The following is a 26793-nucleotide window of genomic DNA, read 5'->3' on the forward strand; positions in this document are numbered from 1 at the left end:
AATAGCGGTATTATTCATCCAAAATTTTGCAAATAAGGGGGGAGTCTCTTGATGACGGAAAATCTAGCGTGTTTTGAAAAAATTATTGGGGAATCGGAAAAAATGAAGCAAGTGATAGCACAGGCTAAAAAATTTGCCAATTTAAATGCCCCTTTATTGATTCAAGGAGAGACCGGTACAGGAAAAGACTTATTTGCGAAAGCTTGTCATAATTTTAGTGGCAGAAGAGCAGAAAAATTTATTGCAGTAAATTGTGCAGGTTTACCATCAGAAGAAGCTGAGTCGGAAATGTTTGGGCATCGGGGCAATGGCGTAGAAAATATCGGCTTTTTTGAATATGCCAATGGCGGAACGGTGTTATTGGACTCTATTTCTGAATTATCCCTTGAAATGCAAGCAAAGTTGTTACGTTTTCTAAATGATGGTTCTTTCCGTCGAGTGGGAGAAGATAAAGAAATTCAAGTAGATGTCCGTGTGGCTTGCACCTCGCAAAAACCATTATCACAGTTGGTGGTAGAGGGGAAAGTCAGAGAAGATCTTTATCATCGTTTAAATGTATTGACCCTTGATTTACCGCCATTAAGAGAGAGAAAAGAGGATATCCCGCTTCTAGCTGAGGCTTTTATTGCTCACATTAGTAAGCAGTTAGGCGTAAGTAAATTGGAATATGATGAGCAATTCTTACAAGCACTGCAAAATCATCGTTGGTCAGGTAATTTAAGGGAGCTTTATAATGCGATTTATCGAGCTTGCACACTTTCTTATGAGGGGCGTTTAGCCGTTAAAGATTTAAATTTACCGAATGAATTCCCCCAAATTGACGAAATAGAAACAGGGAATGAGACGTTAGAAGAATTAATGAATCAATATGAAGCAAAACTGTTGCAAAAATTTTATGCAGAATATCCGAGTACTCGAAAATTGGCTCAACGATTAGGGCTATCGCATACAGCAGTTGCAAATAAGCTACGCCAATATGGTTTAACAAAAAGCGGAAATGGTAAAAATGAATAAACTAGCGGTTGTTTTCTTAGCACTTTTTGCAAATTTTTCTCTAAATTTGACCGCTTGGGCTGCTCCTAGTATACCTAAAGAATTACAGGAGAACAGTCTGGTTTATTGTACAACCTCATCGGGCTTTTCGTTTAATCCGCAAAAGTCAGATCTCAGCTCCAATATGAACGTAGTCACAGAGCAGATTTATGATAAATTATTTGAGTTTAATCCGAAAAAGAATCAACTCGAATCTGCATTGGTAGAGCGTTATTCTATTAGTGAGAATGGTTTAGTCGTTACACTTTATTTACGGAAAAATGTGTCGTTTCATTCGACAAAATGGTTTACTCCTACCCGTAAATTTAATGCAGAAGATGTGGTTTTTTCGTTAAACCGTATGATGGGTAATACAACAGATTTGCCCGAAATCAGCTTGTCTGATATAAGTGGCACTTTACACCATCAACATCAAAGCTATATTTACCAAAAAGCCGCAAGACAGATTTATTATCCTTATTTTGAAAGTGTTGATTTACGTAATAAAATCGTTCGAATTTCCGCTCCTGCCGCACATGTGGTTAAGATTGAGCTGTCAAAACCAGATTCATCTATTTTGGCTCATCTTGCCAGCCAATATGCTGTGATTTTATCGAAAGAGTATGCCCTACAACTTAACGCCGATGAAAATTTAGCACAACTGGATTTATTGCCGGTTGGGACTGGGGTTTACCAGTTAGAAAGTTATGAAAATAACAATGAAGTAAGGTTAAAACCTAATCCATATTATTGGGGAAAAAAGGCGCATATTCAAAATATGATTGTGGATTTCTCGACAGAAGCCACAGGGCGAATGGCAAAGTTTTTGAATAATGAGTGCCATATTGTTGCTTTCCCTGAGCCAAGCCAACTTTCGGTATTGAAAAACGAGCGGCTAATCAGCAGTAAAGGGGCAAATTTGGTTTATTTAGCATTTAATATGCAAAGACCTATCGGTGAAGATTTGCCTTTTCGCCAGAAGATTGCTCAAAGCATCAATCGCCAGCGTATTGCCGATAAGTTGTTCTACGGCACAGGCGAAGTAGCGGATAACGTGTTACCTACAGCGCTTTGGCAGAAGAAAAATCCCGAAAGTTACCCATATTTAGCCCACCAGCAGCGGGAACAAGCGGTCGAAAACAGTAAAAATTTTGCAAAAAATGACCGCTTGAAATTGTGGGTAATTGATGAAAAACGGGTGTACAATCCGCATCCGATTAAGATGGCTGAGATGATTCGTGCGGATTTGAGCGCACAGCAAATTGAGGTTGATATTCGCCTAGTCAGTAGGGCTTATTTGGTTCAACAGCTAGAAAATAAAACCGCCGATTATGATCTGATTTTAGGCGGATGGTTGGCGAACAACTTAGATCCTAACAGTTTTTTGGAGGCAATATTGAGCTGTAAAATGGCGGATACGGTGACGAATTTGTCGAATTGGTGTAACGAAGATTTTGATTTTTGGCTACAAACGGCTCGTTTGAGTGAAGATGCTTCCTCGTCTCATCTGTTATATGAATTTTCACAAAAATTATTAGAGGAGCAATTACCGATTTTACCTTTAGTGAATGCTAATCGGGTTTTGGTAATAGATAATGTTGTGCAAAATGCAGAAATATCTCCTTTTGGGCAAGTAAAATTATCTGAGTTGCGACTTGCAGCAGGTAAGAAAAAGGGGCAATAATTTATGTTAACTGCATTAATCCGAAAAATGTTTTTGACATTTATTACGCTGATTGTTCTATCAATTATCAGTTTTCATATTTTGCTACGAGATCCACTCAATCGTTTAACGGATATGAATTGGTTTGGGGCTTATTTTAACTATCTCAAAGGGCTATTAGCCGGTGATTTTGGTATTAGTTTTAGCAATGGTGAGCCTTTGACAGCTCAGATTTTACAGGTGTTTCCGGCAACGATTACGCTTTGTTTATCGGCATTGCTACTTTCGTTGATTTTAGGTGTGCCTCTCGGCTTTTTCTCTGCTACGCAAAAAAACAATATGCTGGGCAAAGCATTAAATATGTTAGGCTCATTAAGTTTGGCGGTGCCGGTATTCTGGCTCGCATTAGTTTTAATGTATTATGCCTCTTTGCATCAATGGGAGATCGCCGCTATTGATGAAATGCATTCGATTTATCCGAAAGAAAGTATAACCGGATTTTTATTACTGGATATTTGGCTATCAGACAGTCCATATAAATTAAAGATGATACAAAATGCTTTACATCATTTAGCTTTGCCAACACTGATTTTAGCTGTTCCTGCAACATTAGAAATGATGCATGTTACTCAGGCTCGAGCCAGTTATGTGATGAAACAGAATTATATTAAAGTAGCAAAAACTCGTGGTTGGACACCATTTCGAATTTGGACAACACATATTCTTCGTAATACTTTGCCCTCACTTTTACCAATGATCGCCCGTACCTTTATTTTAATTTTTGCCTTTGGTATGTTGATTGAAACCATCTTTAGTTGGGGTGGAATTGGTCGTTGGTTGATTAATGCTCTTGCTATTCAAGATTACAATGCGATTTCAGCCGGTGTAGTGGCAATAGGGGTATTTGTGCTCAGTGTAGATATGATAACAGGCTTTATTCGTGTAATTTTAGACCCTTCAGAGAAAAAGGATTGGTATGGAACTCATTAGAGAACCCGAACAATTTAGAGAGACGGAATTGCTTAAAAAATTCTGGCATTATTTCCGACAAGATAAGGTGGCTCTAGGGAGTTTTTATCTTTTTCTTTTTTTATTAATACTGGTTTTTTTCGGAAGTTTATTAGCGCCTTATAATTATAACCAGCAGTTTGTTGGCTTGGAATTAATGCCTCCGTCATGGGATGAAAAGGGGCAAATTAGTCATTTTTTAGGAACAGATGACTTAGGGCGAGATATTTTAAGTCGTATTCTCTATGGTTTTTATTATACAGTCGGCTCTGCATTAATGATTACTGGATTGGTAGCTTTATTTGGCGGCTTTATTGGAATTATTGCCGGTTTAAAAAAAGGGCGTTCATTTTGGTTTATCAGCCATCTGTTTGATACTTTCTTATTTATGCCGATTTTATTAATTGCCATTATTATTGCTACCTTAATGGATGCAAGTTTGATTAACGCAATGTTGGCGATTTTTTTAGCTATGTTGCCACATTTTATCCATAAAATTTATCAAGCGACTGAGCAGCAATTAAAAAAAGAATATATCATCACGCTCAAATTAGATGGGGCAAGTCGTTGGTATCTTATTCGAGAAGTGATTATTCCAAATTTAACTGGCGTTGCAATTAAAGAATTATCACATATTTTTGCGATTGCAGTTTTAGATATCAGCGCATTAAGCTTTATTATGTTAGGCGCTCAGAATCCAACGCCTGAATGGGGAGCGATGATCCGAGAATCAATGGAGCTAATTTATGTTGCACCTTGGACCGTTGTATTACCAGGGCTGGCTATTATTTTCAGTATTTTTGCAATTACAATGCTTGGTACTCGTTTAAGCAATGTGTTTGAAAAGTATCGAAAGGAATAAAGAATATTCTCCACTTCCCTAAAGCGGCATGTAGTACTCTACAAGCGGTCCTAATTTTGTCAAAATTTACACATAAGGAACATTATGGCATTACTGGATATTCGCCATTTAAGTATTGAAATAAACACGCCAAAAGGGCGAGTGAAAATGGTCGATAATATCAACTTAACCCTTGATGAGGGAGAAATTTGTGGCTTAGTAGGAGAGTCCGGTTCAGGAAAAAGTTTGATAGCCAAAGTCATCTGTGGTATTACCAAAGACGAATGGACGGTAACTGCCGATCGCTTTCGTTTTAATGATGTAGAATTATTAAAACTTTCTCCGAAAGAGCGGCGAAAATTAGTGGGTGACCAGATTTCTATGGTGTTTCAAGATCCGCTTACCAGCTTAGACCCAAGCCAACAAGTAGGCAAACAATTGATGCAAACCATTCATTTCAAAGGAAAATGGTGGCAATGGTTCGGCTGGAAGAAGAAGAAAGCGATTGAGCTGTTACATAGGGTAGGCGTACGTGATCATCAAGATATTATGACAAGCTATCCGAAAGACATTACTGAAGGTGAAGCACAAAAAGTCATGATTGCGATGGCAATAGCCAATCAACCTAGATTATTAGTGGCGGATGAGCCGACTAATATTATGGAATCGACTACTCAGCTGCAAATTTACCGTTTGCTTTCCAGTATGAATAAAAACTTAGGAACTTCCATTTTATTGGTGAGTAATGATATGCGGAGTATTCAAAACTGGGTAGATTCTTATAATGTGCTTTATTGTGGACAAACGGTAGAAATTGCAGATAAGGAAAGTATTCTGGAATCACCTTATCATCCTTACACTCGGGTTTTATTAAATAGTATGCCGGATTTCTCACAGCCATTAGCCTTTAAAAGTAGCCTCAATACTTTAAGAGGTTCAGTGCCTATGTTACAAGAAATGCCGATAGGCTGCCGTTTAGGACCACGTTGCCCGTTTGCTCAAAAGAAATGTGTGAATAAACCACCATTGGTAAAAGTTAAACAGCATGAATTTGCTTGCCATTTTCCAATTAATTTTAGAGAGCAGAATCTATTGAAAAAACAGCAAGAACAGATGCCGTTGATGGTAGCGGAATTATCGGAGTAACTCATATTTAAAGGGCAAGCTCATATCAGCGAATATCTGATTTAATCGCTTGTGCTATTGAGTTAGAGTAACTGGTAGCATCAGTGTATCTAATACAAAGCTCAAAGGTAAATCGATCACAGCAAGTATAGCGAATGCGCCCCCTTCTTGCATGGCGTAAAAATCTTTTGTTACGCCGGCATATACGCTGTAATCCTGCTCAACCAGGCTGATAATTGTGCCACAAGCAGCCAAATTAAAGACTAAATAGAGTAGGATAACGGTTCTACAAGCGGTTAATTTCATCAAAAAATCTCCAAATACTCGGCTATTTTACGCTATTTTTGCGAAGTCTGCTGAAAAACTCATTTTAAAAAAAACGATTTTAAGGCAGAATGTAGCAGACTCAAACGTTATTATTTTAAAGAGGATTTTATATGCAAACTTACAACATCGCCGTTTTGGCTGGGGATGGAATCGGCCCCGAAGTGATGGCTCAAGCAATCAAAGTATTAGAGGCTACCCAACAAAAATTTGGCTTTAAACTGAATTTTAATGCATACAATATCGGTGGAGCAGCGATTGATGCACAAGGTAAAGCCTTACCTGAAAATACCTTAAAAGGTTGTGAAGAGGCTGATGCGATTTTATTCGGTTCAGTTGGCGGACCGAAATGGACTCATTTACCGCCAGATGAACAGCCTGAGCGTGGCTCGCTTTTACCGCTACGTAAGCATTTTGCGTTATTTTGTAACTTACGCCCAGCAGCACTTTACAAAGGGCTGGAAAAATTTTGCCCGTTACGTGCAGATATTGCGGCAAAAGGGTTTGATATGGTGGTTGTGCGTGAATTAACCGGTGGTATTTATTTTGGTCAGCCAAAAGGTAGAGACGGAGAAGGTTCACAAACCCGAGCTTTTGATACGGAAGTTTATTATAAATATGAAATTGAACGTATTGCCCGTGTGGCGTTTGAATCTGCCATGAAGCGTAAAAAACATGTTACTTCGGTGGATAAAGCCAACGTGCTACAAAGCTCGATTTTATGGCGTGAAACAGTAGCAGAAGTGGCAAAAGAGTTCCCTGAAGTGACCTTAGAACACATGTATATTGATAATGCGACAATGCAGCTTATCAAATCCCCTGAATCCTTTGATATTTTATTATGTTCAAATATTTTCGGTGATATTATTTCTGATGAAGCAGCGATGATCACGGGGTCAATGGGAATGTTGCCGTCTGCAAGTTTGAATGAAAAAGGTTTTGGCTTATATGAGCCGGCGGGTGGCTCCGCGCCTGATATCGCAGGTAAAAATATTGCTAATCCGATTGCCCAGATTTTATCGGCAGCGATGATGTTACGCTATAGCTTTAACTTAAATGAAGCAGCAGATGCGATTGAAGCTGCGATTCAAAAAGCCTTAGCAGATGGTTATCGCACCGCTGATTTAGCGGATGAAAGCAAACCACTTTCAACTTCGGAAATGGGCGATATTATTGCAAAAAATATTTTAGCCTAATGCTTACATTTTGATGAAACAAGCGGTCAAAATTAAGAAATTTTTTTCCAATTATTATGTAGCGAATGCACGAAGCAGTCTCAGTAACGGTAATTTCAGCTTTGTGCAACCGCTATATAATATCGAATTTTTTGCAAATTTCCTGCTTATTTTGACCGCTTGTTTTATAGTAATGGACTCATTAGTCGGATAGTATTTTCAACCAATCCCCACCATTTTGAACGATAAAGCCAACGTGTCTCATCAATATATTCAGATTGTTGCAAATATTGCTGCTGAAGAGCGGCAATTTTTTGAGTCATTTCTTGATTATAGATAGCTAAGCTGATTTCAAGGTTTAAGAAAAAACTTCGCATATCCATATTAACTGTTCCAAATAAGCTAAAATTGTCATCAATCACCAACGTTTTAGCGTGTAGTAAACCACCTTTAAATTGTGCAATCTTTACATTATGTTTAAGCAACATCCTAAAATAGGCTTGTGAGGCGTAACGAACCATATTGGAATCATTTTTTTCTGGCAAAATTAAAGTGACATCCACCCCACGGCGAGCCGCTGTTGTTAATGCAGTCAGTAAAGGTTCATTAGGCACGAAATAAGGTGTTGTGATAACGATTCTTTTGGTTGCAAGGTGAATTGCACATAAGATCGTTTCATAGATAATGCTATCTTCTTGCTCTGGCGCTGATGGAATCACCTGAACAGTTATATTCCCTTCAGATTTCGTTATTAACTGCTGATTTTTCTCATATTTTTGCTTGAGATAGGTTTTGACTCTTTGTAAGTTATCCTCACTCTCGACTGCAATATCCGCATAGAGTACGGCTGTCATTTCAAGCACGACAGGGCCTATACAACGCATCATTACATCCACCCATTCACCAATGCCGGCATCTTGTTTGAAAAGTATAGGATCAACTAGATTGAAGCTTCCTGTGTAACCAATATGATAATCAACAATTAAAATTTTTCGATGATTCCGCAAATCGTTGCGGCTATAAAAGGTTTGGAATAATCCAACAGGTAAAGAATTTTGGATAAAAACACCGGCTTGTTCTAATTTCGTTTTCCATTCGCTACGGAAAAAACGGCTACTACCGAGATCGTCTGCTAAGATAACACAATGAACTCCACGTTCCGCGGCATCTTTTACTGCGTGTAGTAATTCGTTGATTTTGCCTTGTGGATCGATAATATAAAATGCCAGTAAACAGCTTGATTTCGCTTGCTGAATATCATCAATCATAGAATAGATAATATCATCTGTAGTAGTCAGCAGTTGCATATCATTATGCACATTGGCACCAAAGCTTGTTGTTTGTTGGGCCATTCTTTCAATACCTTGGAAAGTAGAAGGTATGTTTTTAGTGGCATTAAGCTGCTCATCAGACATGTATTTTTCAGCAAATTCATCATAGAATTGCTTCATATCTGCTGTCCTTGCAAGGCGTTTTTTCCCAACTCGAGCTTCTCCAATCAATAAGTAGGTAATAATGCCAACCATTGGAAAAGCAAATAAGATAATTAGCCAAGCAAATACAGTCCCGATATTACGCTGGGTATATAGCACTCGTACGGCACACGCCAATACAATTAAGAAGTTAATTAGGAGCAGCACCTCGTGCCAGGTAATAGAAAACAGCATAAGATCTCCTTATCAAATAATATGCATTTCCGGCTATTCTAGAGAAAAATTCAATTCGAGTGGATTGTGGTCTGAGCTTTTCACAGAATAGCTTGTTGCCGAATGTACAGTGATTCCTCGGGTAAAAATATGATCCAACGGATACCCAAATGCAGTGCTTCTCTCATCTGGCTTAAGCGATATTTTACTTAGCTTCTCCGATGTGATTAATTCAAGTAATTGCTTATTTCGTTTTTCATTCCATGTGTTGAAATCACCCGCAAGAATAATAGCTCCTGTATGCTTTTGCATTAATGCTTTTAATGCATTTAACTGCTGTTGATAGTTACCCTGACTATGCCACTCAAAATTAATCAAATGAACATTAATTAGCAATAATGAACGGTGATTTTTTAAAGGGAAACGCATTGCAGACATCACTTTTGGTAGTTGAAGCAGTGGCTCTTGCAATTGATTTCCGCAGTAAAGATTAGCATCTAAGGAGCTTAAACTTAAAACACCTGTTTTTTGTTGCTGATATTCAAAAGCAAAGAGATGCAAGTATTGTTTAAAGTGTAAAAGTGTTTGAGGGATCTCCTGTAAAGAGGTCGCCTCTTGCAATAATACAAAATCTTTGTTGTTTGCAGATTCTATTAGAGTGTTTTGCCAGCCATTATCTACACCTTTGTGGATATTCCAGTTAAACAATTTAAAAGGACGATTTTTATTCGGCGATATTTCATTATTTTGATAGCATAACCAGCCTTTATATACGTCGGTTTTTTCAAAAACACGTTGTTTGGAATCTTGAAAAATAATGTTGGGGTTAGGGTAAATAACTAAATTTTTATGAATAAATAATGCTGCGCTACCAATAATAAGAGCAATAATCAGTAATAAGCGTTTTTTTATTTTCTTATACATAATGATTTTAGCAAGCGGTCAAATTTTATCAAAAATTCGCTATTATGTAGCAGTTGCACAACGTTGAAATGACGTACATTTCGATAAGCTCAGTAACCTTCTCAGCCACTGTTTTATGCATTTACTACATAATATTGTCAGAATTTGCAAAATCACCCGTTTTTTTGACCGCTTGTTTATGTTGTTAAGTATTAACCATCAATTTCTTCGCCGGTTTCAGCCCATTTAAAATTTAATGCCACAGAGTTTAGGCAAAAGCGTAAGCCTGTTGGCGGTGGGCCATCATTAAATACATGTCCCATATGGGAATCACAATTAGCACAACGAATTTCGGTTCTATGGCATCCTAAACTATAGTCATCTAAATAACGTAATGCAGATTCAGAAATGGCTTCATAAAAACTTGGCCAGCCACATCCTGCGTCAAATTTCGTCTCTGAACGGAATAAGTCATGATGGCATCTGGCACAGCGGTAGGTTCCAACTCGGTACTCATTCAATAATTTTCCGGTAAATGGGCGTTCTGTACCATGATTTATTAATATTTCAACTTGCTTTTCCGTTAAGTCTTTAATCTCTTTTATCATTCAAATTTCCCCTTGGATAATTGCTTAGTATTGTAGCGTTTTTTATCCTAAAAATCGTGCCAAATTTTAAAATTTGACATAGATCACAAAAAATTTATCTGTTATATTGGAAGCGTTCTTTTGGCTTGTCAGGAAGTAGAAAAGATGTGTTATAATCCACACATCTTTATAGTAGTACATAAAGAACAAATTTTGTTTAACTTTAAATATAGGTAGAAAAATCTATGGCAATTAAAATTGGTATTAACGGCTTTGGTCGTATCGGTCGTATCGTTTTCCGTGCAGCACAACATCGTGATGACATCGAAGTAGTTGGTATTAACGACTTAATCGATGTTGACTATATGGCTTACATGTTAAAATACGATTCAACTCACGGTCGTTTTGACGGTACTGTTGAAGTTAAAGATGGTCAATTAGTTGTTAACGGTAAAGCAATCCGTGTAACTGCTGAGCGTGATCCTGCTAACTTAAAATGGGACGAAATCGGTGTTGATATCGCAGTTGAAGCAACAGGTTTATTCTTAGATGATGAAACTGCACGTAAACACATCACTGCTGGTGCGAAAAAAGTTGTATTAACAGGTCCGTCTAAAGATGCAACTCCTATGTTTGTTAATGGTGTAAACTTTGATGCTTATGCTGGTCAAGACATCGTTTCTAACGCTTCATGTACTACAAACTGCTTAGCACCATTAGCAAAAGTTATCCATGAAAAATTCGGTATCAAAGAAGGTTTAATGACTACAGTTCACGCAACAACTGCAACTCAAAAAACTGTAGATGGTCCATCAGCTAAAGACTGGCGTGGTGGTCGTGGTGCTTCACAAAACATCATTCCTTCATCAACAGGTGCAGCGAAAGCAGTAGGTAAAGTATTACCTGCATTAAACGGTAAATTAACCGGTATGGCTTTCCGTGTTCCTACAACTAACGTTTCTGTAGTTGATTTAACCGTAAACTTAGAAAAACCGGCAACTTATGCTGAAATCTGTGCGGAAATCAAACGTGCTTCAGAAAACGAAATGAAAGGCGTTTTAGGTTATACAGAAGATGCAGTAGTTTCAACAGACTTCAACGGTGCAACTGAAACTTCAGTATTTGATGCAGCAGCGGGTATCGCATTAACAGATACTTTCGTTAAATTAGTATCTTGGTACGATAACGAAGTAGGTTATTCAAACAAAGTATTAGACTTAGTTGCTCACGTATATAACTACAAAGGCTAATTGCTAAGTTAATTAAAATTAAGGATCAAATTCTGAAAAGGGTTTGGTCCTTTTTATTTAGTATATACTGCTTTAATGTCGATCTAGGGTTATAAATGCGAACGGTAAAATACGTTTGAAAAGAAATGAAGGAAATTCTTTGATTTATGACGATAGCTTATTGAAATTTGAAATCGAAATTGCTATATAGTATTCACAAGCTGGCTACTATAGAGGAAGTAGAATGGGTAATATATTTCTTTTCATTATGTTATTTATTATTACTTTTTTTACGACCTCAATTTTTAATAAGATAGGTTTAGAAAATGTTGGTTTTATATTTGCCTTTTTTCTTGATATTTTTATAGTATGGATATTTCATACTGATCAAAAGATGCAGAAAGAAGCCGAAGAAATAATATTTAATAAACAGCTTGAAGACGAACTAAAACGCCCAGTTGTCAAAAATAAACTATGCCATCTTCAATCAAATAATATTGATGATGAAACCAGTACTATTGCTAAGGGTAAGGTAAGTTGGACGGATAAAGAGGGAAAAACTACAGAAGACCTTTTCGATATTGAGATAAATATCAAATCCAAATAACTTGAGATAGCTTGATGCTCCAGAATGAGAAAAAGCCTGTAAATGTTGATTTTACAGGCTTTCTTCTAAATGGTGCCTGGGCGAGACTTGAAATTAATAATTAACATATTGATTAATAAGTAAAAATAACTTATTAAATCCATATCGTGTAACTAAACGTGTAACAATGATTTTTTGGCATTATATCAAGTGATTTAGCTTAGAGAAAATTATTTTATAAAACAAGTCGTCACCTCATCACTAAAATAGAAAAATCCCTTATATATCAATATATTAATATAGTGACTACTTATTTTTAAGTCGTCACTAAGTCGTCACAGTCATCACTTCTATAAAATTATTTGTTTATTCCCTCCTTTTTTGTTCTTTGTTGAATAAAAAATAATCACTTAAAAATTTTCTTCTTAACGTGTTCAAACGTATCTAAACGATTAAATTTTGCCCTATTTACTCCGTTGAAATTAAGCCTATATTGTTCTATGGCTAATTGTAGCCTTCTTAATTAAGAGGACTTTTTTATGATTTCTAACGAAGCAATCCGCCAAGAAGTTATCGACCTATTGCGAGATAAAATTCAAGGCATTCAGCATTTTCATAATGGCAGAGCCGTGTTCACCGATGTAGAAAATGAATTACCGGCTATCGCCGTATTCATTGATGAAGCGGAATATACCCAACTTACACTTTGTGATGGTGAATGTAACGCCTATTTAAAAATCGGTATTTACTTACCAATGTTTTCAACTGAAAACGATCTTGATTTAGTAGCTCAAAAAATCAGTGATGTCATGAATGATGTTACTTTCCGTAGTATGGACGAATGCGTGCTTGCTAAATACAGCTATGACTACGATGCTAACGAATCAGCGTGGAAAACAGCCACACTTCATTACAACATCAATTATTTGAATTAAGGACAAAGCAATGTTTAAAAAACTTTTAGAACTCCGCCAGCAAAAAGCGGCTATTGAAGCAGAAATGCGTTCAATCTTAACCAAAGCAGACGAAGAAAAACGCTCAACGACTGAAGCAGAAGGAGCTAAATTCGATGAATTACGCTCACAGGCTGAAAATCTAGTTAAAGAGATTGCCCGCTATGAAGCAATCACAGAAGAACAGCGTAACCAACCCGGTCAAGATGCAGAAACGGCAAACATGAAAGTATCTGATGATGAGCTTCGCCATTGGATCAAAACGGGTGAATTGCGTTCACTTGCTACGAATACCAATGGCGGTGCAGATGGCGGATATTCTGTAATCCCTGAGCTTGATAAGCAAGTGATGAAACGATTAACCGATGATTCTGTAATGCGACAAATTGCTAATGTAGTGAAACTCACTCAAGGCAAAGAATACAAAAAATTAGTATCGGCTGGCGGTGCGGTAGTAAATCATATCGGTGAAGGTGAAGCACGCACTGAAACAGCCACCCCGAAAATGAATGAAGTAACGATTGCCGTTCATAATATTTACGCTTACCCGAAAACAACGCAAGAGATTTTAGATTTTGGCGGTGTAGATATTCTAGGCTGGTTAACGGAAGAAATTTCAGAATCTTTTGTTGAAACGGAAGAAACCGACTTAACCAACGGTACAGGTACGAAACAGGCTAAAGGTTTCTTAACTTACCCACGAACGACAGCAAACGATAAAGCCCGACCATTCGGCACACTTCAAAAAATGGAAGTGCAACCGGCTAAACTTGATGCTGATGTATTAATTGACTTGTTATTCTCACTACATAGCAAATACCGTAAAAATGCCGTATGGGTGATGAACTCACAAACTGCAGCAACGCTACAGAAGATCAAGAATAAAAATGGTGATTATATTTGGCGAGATGGTTTACAAGCTGGCAGCCCTAGCACGCTTTTAGGTTTACCGGTTTACTATTTAGAAACAATGCCAGACGCTACGGACACCAATCCATTCTTAGCGGTAGGTGATTTTAAACGTGGTTATACCATTGTTGATCATACAACAGGTACACGCACCAAACCTGATTCAATCACAGAGCCCGGATTCTATAAGGTTCACACTGATAAATATCTTGGCGGTGGCGTGGTTGATTCTAACGCTATCAAAGTGCTTGAAGCGAAAGCCTAAGCAATTAAAACATAAGGGGCAAATTCGCCCCTTTTGTTGTTTTAAAGGTGGAAATAATGACAGATTTAGAAATTCGATCCGCCACACTCTCCGCAGATAAAGAAAGTAAAAAGTTAGTCGGTTATGTGGTGCAATGGAACAAAGACAGTGAAATTTTATGGGGAGAGTATATAGAACGATTCGCCCCAAATGCTTTCGCAGAATCACTAAAAAGCGGCCAAGACGTAAGAGCCTTATTTGAACACGACCACACAAAGCTACTAGGCAGAACATCAAGCGGTACTCTTACCCTTGAAGAAGATAATATCGGTTTGCGTTTTGAATTGCTGCCGCCTGATATACAAACTGGGCGTGATTTATTGGTAAGTGTAGAACGTGGCGATATTAGCGGAATGTCTTTTGGTTTTCGCACAGTCAAAAATGAATGGGATTTTAGCGTAGAGCCGAATACTAGAACGGTGTTACAAGCGGAACTGGTAGAAATTACAGTAACCAGCATTCCGGCTTATCCCGATTCTAGCCTAGAAATTTTGAAACGTTCGCAAGCGGTAGCAAAAGGCAACGATTCTTCAAATTGGCAAGATGATAACCGCCATAAATGGCTTCATATTTTGGGGGCTTAAATGTTCGGATTATTTAAAAAGAAACCTGAAACTAGAAGCCTTACCATTGATGACTTGTTCGCCAATATGGGAGCGGCTAACACCGGAGCCGGTGAATACGTTAGCTCTTACAATGCGGAATCATTGCCCGCCGTGCTTAATGCAGTAAATGTTATTTCTCAAGCGGTGGCGGCTATGCCTTGTTATCTATTTGAAGTAAACGCAGAAGGACGAAAACGCATAGAGAATCACAGCGTTGAATATTTGCTTAATGAAATGCCGAATCGCAATCAAACACCTTATCAATTTAAGGAGGTGATGATGAGGCACGTTCTTTTGAATGGTAATGCTTATGCGATTATCGGTTGGAATAGTAAGGGACAGCCCGAAACTTTAACCCCTTGCCCGCCTTATATGGTAAACGTTCAAAGAACGATTAAAGGCGATTACATTTATCAAATCACCAATTTAAACGGCAAAGTAAAAAACTACTTTCAAGATGAAATCCTACACTTACGCCACGCCTCTAATGATGGCTTTATGGGGCGTTCGCCTATTACGGTATGCCGTGAAGCGGTGGGGCTTGGATTGGCTCAACAGAAGCACGGTTCAAGCGTAATGAAAAACGGCTTGATGGCTGGCGGTATTGTAACAACTGCCGAATGGTTCGACCAAAGCAAAGGGCAAAAGGCGATGGAAGCCTTGAAACGTTATCAAGGTGCGAAGAATGCCGGTAAAACACCGATTTTAGAAGGTGGAATGGAATATAAACAGCTTGGAATGAGTAACCAAGATGCGGAATGGTTAGCGAGCCGTAAATTCACGATTGAAGATATAGCACGCATTTTTAATATCAGCCCTATCTTCCTTCAAGATTATAGCCACTCGACCTATGCGAACTTTAGCGAAGCCAGTCGGGCGTTCTTAGGTCAGACCCTACGCCCCCACTTAGTCAATTTTGAACAACAATTAAAAGACGCCTTGATGATTGATTTAACCAGCAATAGCAAGAAGCGTTACGTTGTGGAATTTGATACTAGCGATTTATTACGCACGAACCAGCAAGAACGCTTCAGTAGCTATGATGTAGCGATTAAATGCGGAATCCTTAGCCCAAATGAAGCCCGTAAGCGTGAAGGCTTACCGCCTTATGTTGGCGGTGATGAATTTAGTCAAGCGTGGAAGCAAACCGTAGAAGTTAAGAAAGACAACTCAACAGGGGGCAAGAATGGCCAGAATGGTTAAAGCCGGTAAATTCGATAAGGTTATCACAATTCAAAAAGCGGTTGTCGGTTCAAATAATTTTGGTTCAGTTAAGCGTAATTGGCAAGATGTGAAAACCATTCGAGCCAGTATCGAGCCATTACAAGGACGAGAGTATTTTAGCGGCCCATTTCAGCTAGGCGAAAACATTACCCGCATTCGTATTCGCTACCAACCTGATTTAGAGATTGATCGCAAAATGCGGATTAAATACGGCAATAAACTATTTGATGTGTATTCCGTTATTGATGATAAGGAACGACACGAGGAGATCCAAATAATGTGTAAAGAAGGAGAAGCACATAATGGCTAAACCTGAAATAGACTTAGACGTAATCAAACAACATTTACGCATAGACCACGATTTAGATGATGATTTACTTGAAGAATATGCCGAAACGGCTTTAGAAGTTGCTCAACAGCATATCGGCAAAGTGTTTGGATCGGATAATACAAGTGAAACTATTAAATTCACTAAATCTATTAAAGTCGGTTGCTTAATGTATATAGGCCATCTATATGCTAATAGAGAGATGACTTCTGAGAGTATGGCTATTATGCGAGTTATCCCAATGTCTGTAGAAAGCCTTTGGAATCCATACAGAGAGCCAGCAATCTATTAAGGGGGAAATTATGCCACTACAACCCTTAAGGCGTTGCACCTTTCCCGGTTGTCGTAATCGTGTGAAGTCTGGACGATGTGAAGAACATAAACCGAAGGACACCCGAGAGAGTGCAGCTAAACGAGGTTACGATCACCGATGGACGAAATACCGCAAAGGCTACTTAGCACAAAATCCCTTGTGTGTGATGTGTTTAACAAAAGGAATCTACACACCAGCAACGGTGATAGACCATATTAAACCAGTTGAGAACGGACAAGCTGATCCGCTCTTTTGGGTGCAATCAAACCATCAAGCATTATGCCGTGATTGCCACAGCTACAAGACACGAGAGATAGACAAACGAGGATATGGAGCGAAGAAATAAAAGTATTCGTATGATACGAATACTTGACTAATAAATGAACGAAACTCAAATATGAGTTTTGCGGGAAAATTAAACAATCTCAACCAGTGGGGGGAGTTTTAAAAAGAAATTGCTTTAGCCGTAGAACCGCCCCCCTAATAGAATTTTTACGCACAGCAATTTTTCAGAAAATATAGGTGCGGTCATTATGACCTCTCCTCAATCTGCTGAATTTTCAGCAGATCAATTTCCCCAAATTTGGGGAGATTGAACGAACGAAGTTTTGCGTTGGTTAGTCTCCTCAATTTTGAGGAGATTAAATCAAAACATTAAAGGACTGAACGAATGACAAAAAAGAAACTACCCAAAGCCCCCGACTACCTCGACAAAATCGCAAAGGAACAATGGGGCAGTAAAATTAAAGTATTAGCTGAGCGTGGCGATATAACAAGCGAAGATTACACCAATTTAGAGCTTTATTGCGTGAATTATTCACTTTATCGACAAGCGGTTCAAAATATCGCAGAACGTGGCTTTAGCATTACCAACAGCCAAGGTACAGAAGCACGCAATCCGGCACTTACAGCTAAAAGCGAAGCTGAAAAAATCATTATAAAGATGTCTTCATTACTAGGCTTTGACCCGGTAAGCAGACGTAAAACCCCGATAGATACCGAAGAAACTGACGCACTAGACCAACTATGACACCGTGGCACACTTACGCAGAACAAGTACAAAATGGCGAAATCATCGCTTGTAAACGCATAAAGCAAGCGGTAGAGCGTTATTTTTCTGACCTAAACAACCCCGAATACTATTTTGATGAAGAGATTGTAACGAAATTCATCAAGTTTTCAGCCCTTTGCCCGCACGTTAAAGGGCCTTTATACGGCAAACCGATAGAGCTTTCAGACTGGCAAATCTTCTTATTTGCGAACATTTTAGGCTTTAAATACCGTGATAGTGGCTTGCGAAAATACAGATCCGCTTATGTTCAAGTGGCACGAAAAAACGCAAAAAGCACGGTGGCGGCAATACTGGCTAACTGGTGGCTGGTTATGGAAGAAGGGCAACAAGATATTTACACTGCAGCAGTAAGCCGAGATCAAGCCCGAATTGTATTTGATGACGCAAAGAAAATGGCAACCTTAAGCAAGCCATTAAGCAAACGCCTCACAATCCAACAGCACAAAATGCTATACACGCAAAAAAATAGCCTAATGCGACCGCTTGCGGCTAAATCCTCCACCATTGAAGGTACAAACCCAAGCCTTGCGATTGTGGACGAATACCACTTACACCCCGATAACAGCGTATATAGTGCGTTAGAGCTAGGGCAAGGGGCAAGACCTGAAGGGCTTTTATTTGCGATCACGACTGCGGGCAGTAACACTATTTCAGCCTGTAAACAACATTATGATTATTGCTGCCAAATTTTGGACGGTTCAGAACAGAACGAGAGCATTTTTATAATGATTTTTGAGCTAGACGATGAAACCGATATTGACGACCCGAAAAACTGGATCAAGGCAAACCCCAACATAGGGAAATCTATTCCTTACAAAGATTTTGAAAATACCATAGCCAAAGCAAGGGGCATTCCGTCCGAATGGGTGGAAATGCTAACTAAACGCTTCAATGTATGGTGCAACGGCTCTACCCCGTGGCTAGGTGATGGCAACTGGAAAGCGTGCGAAAGAGCCTACCACGAAGAAGAATTACAAGGTAAAGCGTGCTATATGGGGCTTGATTTATCCAGTACCAACGACTTAACAAGCCTTTGCTATGTTTTCCCGGTGGAACAAAACAAAGTACGAATAATCACCCGGCACTACATACCCGAATACCAGCTTGCGAATGTGGCAAACAAGAACCGTGCGATGTATCGCAACTGGGAGCGTATGGGCTGGCTACGCATTACTAAGGGCGACTGTATCGATTATGACCGAATTAGAGATGATATTTTCAAAGACGCAGAAAAATTTGAAATCAAGATGATCGGCTTCGATGTATGGAACGCTACCCACTTAAGAACGCAGTTACAAGGCTATGGGCTGGAAGTTGAGCCATTCCCACAAACCTATCAACGCTATAGCCCTGTGGCAAAATCAGCCGAAGTGCTAATCAATCGCCAAATGATAGAGCATAACGGAGACCCTATTCTAGCGTGGGCGTTATCAAATGTCGTAATGGAATCCGATGCCAACGCCAACATTAAGCCGAACAAGAAGAAATCAGCAAATAAAATCGACCCGGCAATCGCCTTTTTAATGGCGTTAGGCACTTATCAGCTTGAATATGGCGATCTTGCTTTCGAGATGACAGAAGAACAACGTAAAACCCTAGAGAATTTCACAGGAGTGGATATTTAATGAAATGCGAATTTGCGAAAACTAACCCGCTAATCATCAAGCAAGCGGTTGAATTTTACCTAAAAAATAAAAATGGCTTATTTACCTTTGTTAGCCTATGGAATGATGAAGAGCCATTCCCAAAAGATGAACTATTAATCTGTTTAGATGTGTGGATTAAACAGCTAAAAGAGCTGCATTCAACCGCATCGACAATCGAAACCGAACTCACCCTTAAAAACCTATTAGAAAAACGGAGAAAGCTAAAATGAGTGCCAAAATTACAGGACTTAAAGAACTACAGCAAGCCTTGAAGAAGAAAGAAAAAGAAATTCAGAGCAAGGCTAAAAAAGCGATCAGAAAATCGCTGAATGCCGGGGCAAAAGAGGCAAAAGGCATAATGAAGCCTTATATTCCTGTGCTAGGCTCAAGCACTAATTTTAGACAAAAAGGCACGGTAAAAAACAACCTCCGACACCGCACTCATATAGCCCGAGATGGTTTAAGCGGATCGACTATTATCAGAATTAGACGAGCTGGCGGAAAACGTATGGCAAGAGTAGGCGAAAATACGAGAGACCGCACCGACCCTTTCTACTGGTTTATGCTTGATCGAGGAACAAGCAAAATGACCGGCACACACTTTTTTGACAAAGGAGCAAAAGCGGCAGAGGAAAGAGCCTTGCGAACGGTAGCAAATACTTTTGAAAAAGAGATGAAAGATGTTATAAAATAATCTCAATAATTAATACCTATGAATAACCTAAAAAATTATTTTAAACAAATGAAGATTTATATATGAAAAAGTTTAATGTGAGCTATGTTATTTTATGCTATGACAGAGGCATAATTTCTGAAAATTTTTTAGAAGATGTTATTGCTGAAAATGCTCAAAAAGCAAGGTTAGAGGCAATTCGTAAATTATCAACTATTTATCCAAAAACTAATCCACAAATTGTAGATGTAATAGAAATAATAGAATAATAACCCAATTTAATGCACCTAGGCTGATCCCCGAAAGCAAGAAACCTTATCTTGTTGGTGCATTACCTATCTATAAGGACTAAATGCTAAAGGGGCGTTTATGAATAAATTCGTTATTGTGGATATTGAAACCGCAAACCCAGATATTACCAGTATTTGCCAAATCGCTATAGTAACCTATGAAAATGGCGAGATTACAGACCAATGGCACACCTTAATCAATCCTAAAACTTACTTCCACGAAATAAATGTAATGATACACGGCATCACAGAAAGAAAAGTAAGAAATGCACCGACATCTTTCAGATGTGGCGGATATTATCAAAGAAAAATTTGCGGATAACTTAATTTGTTCTTACGGAGCATTTGATAGAAGTTCATTGACTAGAATTTTCCCTGAATTACCTAATCAATGGCTTGATATTGTTAGAGTAGTACGCCGTTCTTGGGATAAACAATTTGCTAAATATGGTTATGGTTTATCAAGTATGGCGGAAGCATTAAAGATTAATCAAGAAAACCATCACGATGCTTTAGATGATGTGTTAGTAGCTGGTGAAATCCTAAAGAAAGCATTAGCGGATAGCCAGCAAGATTTAGCATTTTGGCTAGATAGGGTAAGAAAACCTATTGATCTTGAAGCATACAATAAGGCTCACAGCAAATTAGAAGGAAATCCGGAAGGCTCGTTATATGGTGAAACAGTCGTATTTACTGGTGAATTATCAATACCAAGAGCAAAAGCGGCAGAAATGGCGGCTCAAGCAGGTTGTAATGTTGCAACAGGAGTAAGCAAGAAAGTAACGTTACTTGTTATCGGTGAACAAGATATAACAAAATTAGCAGGCAAAGAATTAAGCAGTAAAGAAATAAAAGCAAGGGAGCTAATAGAAAAAGGATACCCTATTCAATTACTTTCAGAAAGTGATTTTTATCATTTAATCCAATCATCATAGGATATTATTATTTATGACTAATCAAAAATTCTTACCTAAGAAAGCATATTCAATCAATGACGCAGTAAAGTATATTTCTTTAAACCATAATATAAGCATAACAGAAGCAGATTTACTTGAATATATTCAGAATGGTGATTTAGTGGCTTCTATTCATATAGACGGAAGAATAAATAAAATAGACTGTATCAATAGAAAAGAGCTTGCTGAAAATGAAAAGTTAAGAGTTCGTAGTGAAGAAATATTCTTACAATTTAGTAAATCAGAATGCAATGCCACAATTCAAAGAAATGAAGATTTTGAAGTCATAAGCATAGACTTAAGAAATATTTATTTTAATATAACTGTAATTCTAAATGATGAATTTTATCTAGATAGCTACTTTTCTGATAATGATAAAATTAGGCTATACTCTGGTGAAATAGGAAGATTTCAAAATATATTATTTAATGGTTATTTTCCTTTGCCTAGAGAAATATTTGATAAGTACAACGTGAGAGAACTTATTTTACAAGGCTACATAGATGAGCTAGAGGATATAAAAGCAAACACAGGGGAATCGTTCTACTTTCATTTACCTTTTTATGAAAATAGAACAAAAGTATATTTAGATGATATTTATATTCTTCATCAAGATATTATTGAGTTTTTAGAGTTGTTTTCTGTTATTGAGCCAAATAATAAACAAGATGAGTTACAGAAACTAAAAAATCAAATCAAAGAGAAAAACGAGGAGATTTCAAAATTTTATCAAGACACAGGAACAAAAGAGCGTATCAGCGTTCAGCAAAAGCAACTATTTGCCCTATTAGTTAAAAAATGTTATTCAAATCTGGATAGTAGAAATAAAGTATTTGAAGTGATAAATGCGGACTTGAAAGAAGCAGGAATAAGAAATACTGCAATTAAAGCTGATACATTCTACAAATTGATTGATGAATCAGCTGATTTTACAAAAGAAATTTTTCCGCCCAAAAAATCCTAATCTTCCATTTAGCCCCTAATCTTTCCAATTAAGGGGCTTTTTCTTTCCATTTAAGCCATACTTTTCTTATTAAGAAACCAACCTTTTGAATTTAAGCCCATTTTTCTAAAAAATATCTTTCGTCTAGACAGCTCAACGAAACGCAACAGCGTTTTAAATAATTGAACTAATGAGAGGAATTTTTTATGACCCAATCACAAACCCAATCTAAAAAATTGATTTCCGGCAAGGAAGTCACCGCCATTGTTGGCTTCGGCCGTACAAAACTAAATTTACTGGTAAAAGCCAATCAATTTCCACAACCGATCCGATTTTCAGACAACTTTATCCGCTGGGATTTAGAAGAAGTGAATAGTTGGATTGAAGAGCAAAAAGCAGCAAGGGCTTAAGGAGATGGAAATGAACGAAGCAAGAAAACCAACCCAATTTTTAAAAGTTCTTCATCGCTTAATTGTGGCAAGTGTTAGCGGCATTGATGGCTACGCTATGAATATGACCTCTGCCCGAAACTATATCAGCGAACTTGAGCGTAATCAGCGAACTTGAGCGTAATCACTTAACCGAAAAAGTAAAACGCACACGAGAAAGCACAAAAGACGGAGTAGGGCAGTATTACCGTTATGAAGTTGCCAATCTTAAGCAATTAAAGCAAGTGATTGCCATTTATAAGGCGAAAGGTGGAGAGCTTACACCAGAAGAGCAACAACGAGCCTATTCTAGATTCCAAACTCAACAGGAGAAAGCAGAATGATTACATTTACAAGCATAGCCGAAGAGCTAGATAACCTTTTAACCTACATTGACAGCGTAAGAAGTGGTAAGCCTATTTACTGGGTTAATCCGGCAACTGGCGAACGTAAGCAAGCAACAGCAGACGAAAATTTATCTTACATTGAAGATCAAGTTTTATTAGTAGCGGCAAGTGTGAACATTCTGAAAGATGAGCTGAAAAATCAAGTAGGTAAATTCACAAACTAAGCAAGGGGGAAATAATGCTAAGAATAAGAGGAAAAATGAGCCAAAAAGCGGCAGATCAAGCAGATGAGGCTATTTCTGAAGGTTTACGATTTCTTTTCAAATCTATCGGAATTGCCTTGGCGGTTGTGTTGATTATTACTCTTTGCCGTTCCTAGGTAGAAACAACGGATAAAAAACAACTCCAAGTCTTTCAACTTGGAGTTATTTAAGAGTATCTCACTCTCTTAATATCAATACGAACAAGATCAAAATCAGTGGACGTGGCACACAGTAACACTGATGTTTATTAAAGGACTTTACAAATATGCCTGTATTCATAAAGCAATGCTATTTTAGCAAAATTAATACAAAAATCAATGTAATTGAAAATATTTCATTTTCAAAAAGCAAAAATTCGATTTATTCTATTCCCGTTGTAGCAAAATCTACAACCGAGCCTGGAAACTCGAATAATTTACTAATGGCGAACAAAAGCACGCCTCTAAATCGTGCTATTTTTGTTTGTAGCACACGCACACCTAAAGAAAACAACAAGCTCAAATTTGAGCTTGTTGAGTTTCTCTCTATGGTAGCGTGTAATGGGAAAGGTTTCGCCCTTTGCTACGTTCCATTAGTCGTAGTTTTCCAGCCTGTTACACGTTACCGCCCAAACCCTGGAAAGTTTAGCGGTAGCTTTCATCAATCACTAATGGACACCGTTATGAAACGCTTCAAATTTCTAACAGGCTCACGCCTTATCATTACCATTTACGCCAATAACCGCCAAGAAGCCGAGAATAAAATCAAATGGGCTAGCAAACCTCTATGTATAGGTCTTAATTTACCAAGCATTAAGGGGGTGGCTTATGCGTAATCCACTTGTAAATAATTCAGCAAATCTGACCGCTTGTAATACTGAACAAAATAACAGCTTGCCAAGTGTGGGCGGTTGCGGTCATAATGACCTCACTACTACATACGACGCTAACCGCAAGCGTTATACAAGCGGTCTTTTTTTATCTCAAATTTACCAACATCAAGGGACTACTACACCCGAGATCTATTCAGAATTTGCGATAAGGGCGACACCCCGAAATAAGGCTTTAAGCACGAATAAGGGGGGCTATTCGTATGTAGCAGTTGAACCCTTATCGCACCTTTCAAAAAGCGATAAGCTATTTTATCCACTAACTAAAACATACGACACTATGAAAAATCCAACCCAAACCCTAAACGGCTTAACCGCCATAACTACGCCTATTGTTCTCTCTACACGTTTTCAGGGGGTGGCTTATGCGTAATCAAGAAATCCAAACCGCTTTAACTGAATTATGGCAAGCACAAGCTATGGCTGAAATTATTTCCAATGCTGATTTAGAAGAAGCCGATCCTATAACTATTCAAACTGCAGTTAGAGGAATCTCAAAATTCATTTTAAATGGCGTAATGGCACTTGAAGAAGAGTTATAAAAGGGGGTGAGCTATGCGAAATTCTAGTAATCAAAACAGACAACAAGCACAATTCAATAAAGGCATTTCTAAATGCTGGCAAGCAGCAACTATTCTTCAAGCAATGTCAAAATCACGCCTTCAAGAAATGGATGGACTAGATGTATCTGTAGCCTTAGAAGGCGTTTATAGCATTTTACATTCTGCTTTATGTGATATGGAAGATTTAGATTTTAACCTGGTATCAGGCAATGCCGTACACCCCCAACAGACAGAAAAAGGGGGAAATAATGGCTAAACTCAAAAACGCCCCCAATGTTGGTCAGCAACCTAAAGGCAAGCCATACGAGGCTTATATCATCGCTGGCTCAAATGCGTGGGATAAAACCAAACAGAAAACTGTGCTAGAGTGGACGAAAGCTGAGCCAAATTATCAGCCTATCATTTTAGGTGGTAAACAACTTCAAGAAATCGACTGCTTGAAGCTGGCGGTAGAGGTGGGATATATCGCAATTTATCGAGCGGGAGAGCTGACAGAGGCGGAGAAATCCGCTATCTGCCAAAACCTGGCCCAACACTCAACGGCTGAAACCGTGGTTTTTTATGACGAAGCCCTACAGCTTGAAGAAAATGCGAGTGGATATATTGCCAGATTGCGTACTGAGAATGGAAGAAGTGTGGCGGATAAGCCGAAGATCAAAGAAAGCGATAGCACCAATGACAAGGCGAGAGCTTTTCAAAAGTGGCTAGGCTTAGATCTTGCCTTTCAATGCAGCAACCGAGAAATACACGCATATAACGGCAAAATATGGGAAAAAGTGGAGAGAGAACAGATAAACCGAAATGTCGTTACCTTTTTAGAAGAAAACGGCATAGGGTATAGTAAAAAATCGGTTACATCGCTACTTGAGACAATGGAGATCCAACTACCATTAATGGGCGAGCCTTTAGGCGATTTAGTTGCATTTAATAATGGTGTATTAAATCGTAGCACACTATTATTTGAGCCACATAACCGCCAAAACTGGCTAACTGCTTATATTCCATATAGCTATGACGAGAACACAGCCGAAACGCCCCATTTTGATCAATGGTTGAATTTTGTATCAGATAGTAATAAAAGCAAGGCAAAAAACATTCTAGCCGCACTTTATGCGATTTTAACAAACCGCTACAACTGGCAAGTATTCTTCCAAGTAACAGGGAAAGGCGGTAGCGGAAAGTCTATATTTTCGGGTATTGCTACGCTATTAGCTGGAGAAAAGAACACGGCTTCCGCAAGGTTAGAAAATTTTGATGATGAAAGAGGTTTAGCAGGTTTTGAAGATAAAAAGCTGATTATCTGCTCCGAGCAGACGAAATACGCTGGCGATGGTGGCGGATTAAAAGCGATAACTGGCGGTGATATGGTAAGGGTGAGGTATAACTACCAGCAACCCTTCAGCACAAAAATAAAAGCCTTAGTGATGATTGTCAATAATGAGCCTTGTAAGTGGACGGAACGCAACGGCGGAATAGAAAGACGAATAGTAAACTATTGCTTCGATAAAGTAATGCCAGATAATGAGCGTGATCCGTATTTTATGGATAAAATTACGCTTGAAATTGGCGGTATTATCAGAAAAGTGCTTGATACTTTTCTTGATGTTGAGGAAGCTAAAAAAGCCCTAGAAGAACAAAAGGGGAGTAAAGAGGCTTTAGAAATTAAGATGGAATCTGATCCAATAACGGCTTTCTTTGAGTATTTCTATACTTCAGAAGAATTAAATGGGCTTTTTATTGGAAACACACCAAAAGGGCTAGGAGAGCCACAAAAATACCTCTACCACGCTTATTTAGAATATGTAAGAGCGTTAGGGCTGGCAACGTTGAACGTAATGTCGTTCAGTAAAAGCATTGAACAGGCACTCAAGCAACACGGCAACCCTTACCCATTTACGAAACAGCGAAGAAATAATGGACGCAGAACAAACGTTCACTTTAAAGACTTTGATGTGTTCAGGCGTGAAATTATACAGTAACAAAAGCGGG

General features: G+C 38.3%; 37 protein-coding genes. 33 read left to right on the plus strand and 4 right to left on the minus strand.

What is annotated here, in order from left to right; translation table 11 throughout:
- The first annotated feature begins 51 nt into the window (after positions 1-51).
- The 5 genes from A4G16_RS03515 (at position 52) to A4G16_RS03535 (ending at position 5690) form a co-directional block, all read left to right on the plus strand.
- Entirely contained in the window at positions 52-1014 is a 963-nt protein-coding gene (locus A4G16_RS03515; RefSeq protein ID WP_165888714.1) for a sigma 54-interacting transcriptional regulator, read from the plus strand.
- On the plus strand, positions 998-2716 hold the full coding sequence (locus A4G16_RS03520; RefSeq protein WP_207951342.1) for an ABC transporter substrate-binding protein: 1719 nt from the start codon (positions 998-1000) through the stop codon (positions 2714-2716). Before A4G16_RS03515 ends, A4G16_RS03520 begins: the two co-directional genes overlap by 17 nt.
- Before the next feature lie 3 nt (positions 2717-2719).
- Complete coding sequence (locus A4G16_RS03525; RefSeq protein WP_165888716.1) at positions 2720-3685, plus strand: ABC transporter permease; 966 nt, start codon at positions 2720-2722, stop codon at positions 3683-3685.
- Positions 3672-4565, plus strand: a complete 894-nt coding sequence (locus A4G16_RS03530) for an ABC transporter permease subunit (RefSeq protein ID WP_165888717.1) — start codon at positions 3672-3674, stop codon at positions 4563-4565. The genes A4G16_RS03525 and A4G16_RS03530 overlap by 14 nt, the downstream gene beginning before the upstream one ends.
- Positions 4566-4649: 84 nt before the next feature.
- Positions 4650-5690, plus strand: a complete 1041-nt coding sequence (locus tag A4G16_RS03535; protein WP_165888718.1) for an oligopeptide/dipeptide ABC transporter ATP-binding protein — start codon at positions 4650-4652, stop codon at positions 5688-5690.
- Between the two features lie 54 nt (positions 5691-5744).
- Here A4G16_RS03535 and A4G16_RS03540 read toward each other — a convergent pair whose 3' ends face one another.
- A complete protein-coding gene (locus tag A4G16_RS03540) occupies positions 5745-5975 on the minus strand; it encodes a YceK/YidQ family lipoprotein (RefSeq protein WP_165889894.1) in 231 nt (76 codons plus the stop codon).
- Between the two features lie 131 nt (positions 5976-6106).
- Here A4G16_RS03540 and leuB point away from each other — a divergent pair, with 131 nt between their 5' ends.
- Positions 6107-7189: a 3-isopropylmalate dehydrogenase gene (leuB, locus tag A4G16_RS03545; RefSeq protein ID WP_165888719.1), complete on the plus strand. Its 1083-nt coding sequence runs from the start codon at positions 6107-6109 to the stop codon at positions 7187-7189.
- Positions 7190-7353: 164 nt separating this feature from the next.
- On the opposite strand, the gene cls is transcribed toward leuB, so the two are convergent.
- The 3 genes from cls to msrB all read right to left on the minus strand — a co-directional run bounded on the left by cls (position 7354) and on the right by msrB (position 10325).
- Complete coding sequence (gene cls, locus A4G16_RS03550; RefSeq protein ID WP_165888720.1) at positions 7354-8835, minus strand: cardiolipin synthase; 1482 nt, start codon at positions 8833-8835, stop codon at positions 7354-7356.
- A gap of 33 nt (positions 8836-8868) precedes the next feature.
- A complete protein-coding gene (locus A4G16_RS03555; protein ID WP_165888721.1) occupies positions 8869-9738 on the minus strand; it encodes an endonuclease/exonuclease/phosphatase family protein in 870 nt (289 codons plus the stop codon).
- A gap of 191 nt (positions 9739-9929) precedes the next feature.
- The gene (msrB, locus tag A4G16_RS03560; protein ID WP_165888722.1) at positions 9930-10325 is read right to left on the minus strand and encodes a peptide-methionine (R)-S-oxide reductase MsrB; all 396 of its coding nucleotides are present in this window, start codon (positions 10323-10325) and stop codon (positions 9930-9932) included.
- A 224-nt stretch (positions 10326-10549) separates the two neighbouring features.
- Here msrB and gap point away from each other — a divergent pair, with 224 nt between their 5' ends.
- The 27 genes from gap (at position 10550) to A4G16_RS03690 (ending at position 26783) form a co-directional block, all read left to right on the plus strand.
- Positions 10550-11554, plus strand: a complete 1005-nt coding sequence (gene gap / locus A4G16_RS03565) for a type I glyceraldehyde-3-phosphate dehydrogenase (RefSeq protein WP_025217416.1) — start codon at positions 10550-10552, stop codon at positions 11552-11554.
- A 223-nt stretch (positions 11555-11777) separates the two neighbouring features.
- Positions 11778-12140 carry a sugar porter family MFS transporter gene (locus tag A4G16_RS03570; RefSeq protein ID WP_165888723.1) on the plus strand — a complete coding sequence of 121 codons (363 nt, stop codon included), beginning with the start codon at positions 11778-11780 and terminating at the stop codon, positions 12138-12140.
- A gap of 518 nt (positions 12141-12658) precedes the next feature.
- The gene (gpU, locus tag A4G16_RS03575; RefSeq protein ID WP_165888724.1) at positions 12659-13054 is read left to right on the plus strand and encodes a phage tail terminator protein; all 396 of its coding nucleotides are present in this window, start codon (positions 12659-12661) and stop codon (positions 13052-13054) included.
- Positions 13055-13064: 10 nt separating this feature from the next.
- Positions 13065-14246, plus strand: coding sequence for a phage major capsid protein (locus tag A4G16_RS03580; RefSeq protein ID WP_165888725.1), 1182 nt, complete (start codon positions 13065-13067; stop codon positions 14244-14246).
- A 56-nt stretch (positions 14247-14302) separates the two neighbouring features.
- Positions 14303-14869: an HK97 family phage prohead protease gene (locus tag A4G16_RS03585; RefSeq protein ID WP_420704463.1), complete on the plus strand. Its 567-nt coding sequence runs from the start codon at positions 14303-14305 to the stop codon at positions 14867-14869.
- The gene (locus A4G16_RS03590) at positions 14870-16093 is read left to right on the plus strand and encodes a phage portal protein (protein ID WP_165888726.1); all 1224 of its coding nucleotides are present in this window, start codon (positions 14870-14872) and stop codon (positions 16091-16093) included.
- Positions 16077-16424, plus strand: coding sequence for a phage head closure protein (locus A4G16_RS03595; RefSeq protein WP_165888727.1), 348 nt, complete (start codon positions 16077-16079; stop codon positions 16422-16424). Before A4G16_RS03590 ends, A4G16_RS03595 begins: the two co-directional genes overlap by 17 nt.
- A complete protein-coding gene (locus A4G16_RS03600) occupies positions 16417-16734 on the plus strand; it encodes a head-tail connector protein (protein WP_165888728.1) in 318 nt (105 codons plus the stop codon). Before A4G16_RS03595 ends, A4G16_RS03600 begins: the two co-directional genes overlap by 8 nt.
- Positions 16735-16744: 10 nt before the next feature.
- The gene (locus A4G16_RS03605) at positions 16745-17101 is read left to right on the plus strand and encodes an HNH endonuclease (RefSeq protein ID WP_165888729.1); all 357 of its coding nucleotides are present in this window, start codon (positions 16745-16747) and stop codon (positions 17099-17101) included.
- A gap of 324 nt (positions 17102-17425) precedes the next feature.
- On the plus strand, positions 17426-17785 hold the full coding sequence (locus A4G16_RS03610) for a phage terminase small subunit P27 family (protein ID WP_165888730.1): 360 nt from the start codon (positions 17426-17428) through the stop codon (positions 17783-17785).
- Complete coding sequence (locus tag A4G16_RS03615; protein WP_165888731.1) at positions 17782-19452, plus strand: terminase large subunit; 1671 nt, start codon at positions 17782-17784, stop codon at positions 19450-19452. The genes A4G16_RS03610 and A4G16_RS03615 overlap by 4 nt, the downstream gene beginning before the upstream one ends.
- Positions 19452-19703, plus strand: coding sequence for a hypothetical protein (locus A4G16_RS03620; RefSeq protein WP_165888732.1), 252 nt, complete (start codon positions 19452-19454; stop codon positions 19701-19703). The genes A4G16_RS03615 and A4G16_RS03620 overlap by 1 nt, the downstream gene beginning before the upstream one ends.
- The gene (locus A4G16_RS03625; RefSeq protein WP_165888733.1) at positions 19700-20167 is read left to right on the plus strand and encodes an HK97-gp10 family putative phage morphogenesis protein; all 468 of its coding nucleotides are present in this window, start codon (positions 19700-19702) and stop codon (positions 20165-20167) included. Before A4G16_RS03620 ends, A4G16_RS03625 begins: the two co-directional genes overlap by 4 nt.
- 62 nt (positions 20168-20229) lie before the next feature.
- Positions 20230-20415, plus strand: a complete 186-nt coding sequence (locus tag A4G16_RS03630; protein WP_165888734.1) for a hypothetical protein — start codon at positions 20230-20232, stop codon at positions 20413-20415.
- 100 nt (positions 20416-20515) lie between these two features.
- Entirely contained in the window at positions 20516-20758 is a 243-nt protein-coding gene (locus tag A4G16_RS03635; RefSeq protein WP_165888735.1) for an exonuclease domain-containing protein, read from the plus strand.
- Positions 20703-21371: a BRCT domain-containing protein gene (locus tag A4G16_RS03640; protein ID WP_165888736.1), complete on the plus strand. Its 669-nt coding sequence runs from the start codon at positions 20703-20705 to the stop codon at positions 21369-21371. The genes A4G16_RS03635 and A4G16_RS03640 overlap by 56 nt, the downstream gene beginning before the upstream one ends.
- Before the next feature lie 13 nt (positions 21372-21384).
- Positions 21385-22356, plus strand: coding sequence for a SlyX protein (locus A4G16_RS03645; protein WP_207951343.1), 972 nt, complete (start codon positions 21385-21387; stop codon positions 22354-22356).
- 185 nt (positions 22357-22541) lie between these two features.
- Positions 22542-22745 (plus strand): helix-turn-helix transcriptional regulator, encoded by a 204-nt coding sequence (locus A4G16_RS03650; protein ID WP_165888737.1) that lies wholly within the window; start codon positions 22542-22544, stop codon positions 22743-22745.
- A gap of 10 nt (positions 22746-22755) precedes the next feature.
- Positions 22756-22902: a hypothetical protein gene (locus A4G16_RS10950; RefSeq protein WP_237052388.1), complete on the plus strand. Its 147-nt coding sequence runs from the start codon at positions 22756-22758 to the stop codon at positions 22900-22902.
- Positions 22880-23107: a hypothetical protein gene (locus tag A4G16_RS10955; protein ID WP_237052389.1), complete on the plus strand. Its 228-nt coding sequence runs from the start codon at positions 22880-22882 to the stop codon at positions 23105-23107. Before A4G16_RS10950 ends, A4G16_RS10955 begins: the two co-directional genes overlap by 23 nt.
- The gene (locus tag A4G16_RS03660; protein ID WP_165888738.1) at positions 23104-23334 is read left to right on the plus strand and encodes a hypothetical protein; all 231 of its coding nucleotides are present in this window, start codon (positions 23104-23106) and stop codon (positions 23332-23334) included. The genes A4G16_RS10955 and A4G16_RS03660 overlap by 4 nt, the downstream gene beginning before the upstream one ends.
- A gap of 14 nt (positions 23335-23348) precedes the next feature.
- Positions 23349-23489, plus strand: coding sequence for a hypothetical protein (locus A4G16_RS03665; protein WP_165888739.1), 141 nt, complete (start codon positions 23349-23351; stop codon positions 23487-23489).
- Positions 23490-23794: 305 nt separating this feature from the next.
- A complete protein-coding gene (locus A4G16_RS03670) occupies positions 23795-24187 on the plus strand; it encodes a hypothetical protein (protein ID WP_237052390.1) in 393 nt (130 codons plus the stop codon).
- Positions 24180-24614, plus strand: a complete 435-nt coding sequence (locus A4G16_RS03675; protein WP_165888741.1) for a hypothetical protein — start codon at positions 24180-24182, stop codon at positions 24612-24614. The genes A4G16_RS03670 and A4G16_RS03675 overlap by 8 nt, the downstream gene beginning before the upstream one ends.
- The gene (locus tag A4G16_RS03680; RefSeq protein ID WP_165888742.1) at positions 24607-24783 is read left to right on the plus strand and encodes a hypothetical protein; all 177 of its coding nucleotides are present in this window, start codon (positions 24607-24609) and stop codon (positions 24781-24783) included. Before A4G16_RS03675 ends, A4G16_RS03680 begins: the two co-directional genes overlap by 8 nt.
- Before the next feature lie 13 nt (positions 24784-24796).
- Complete coding sequence (locus A4G16_RS03685; protein ID WP_237052391.1) at positions 24797-25060, plus strand: hypothetical protein; 264 nt, start codon at positions 24797-24799, stop codon at positions 25058-25060.
- Positions 25053-26783 carry a DNA primase family protein gene (locus A4G16_RS03690; RefSeq protein ID WP_165888743.1) on the plus strand — a complete coding sequence of 577 codons (1731 nt, stop codon included), beginning with the start codon at positions 25053-25055 and terminating at the stop codon, positions 26781-26783. The genes A4G16_RS03685 and A4G16_RS03690 overlap by 8 nt, the downstream gene beginning before the upstream one ends.
- The last annotated feature ends 10 nt before the right edge of the window (positions 26784-26793 follow it).

The sequence above is a fragment of the Mannheimia granulomatis genome (genome assembly GCF_011455695.1).
In the GTDB taxonomy this organism is placed as follows: Bacteria; Pseudomonadota; Gammaproteobacteria; order Enterobacterales; family Pasteurellaceae; genus Mannheimia; species Mannheimia granulomatis_A.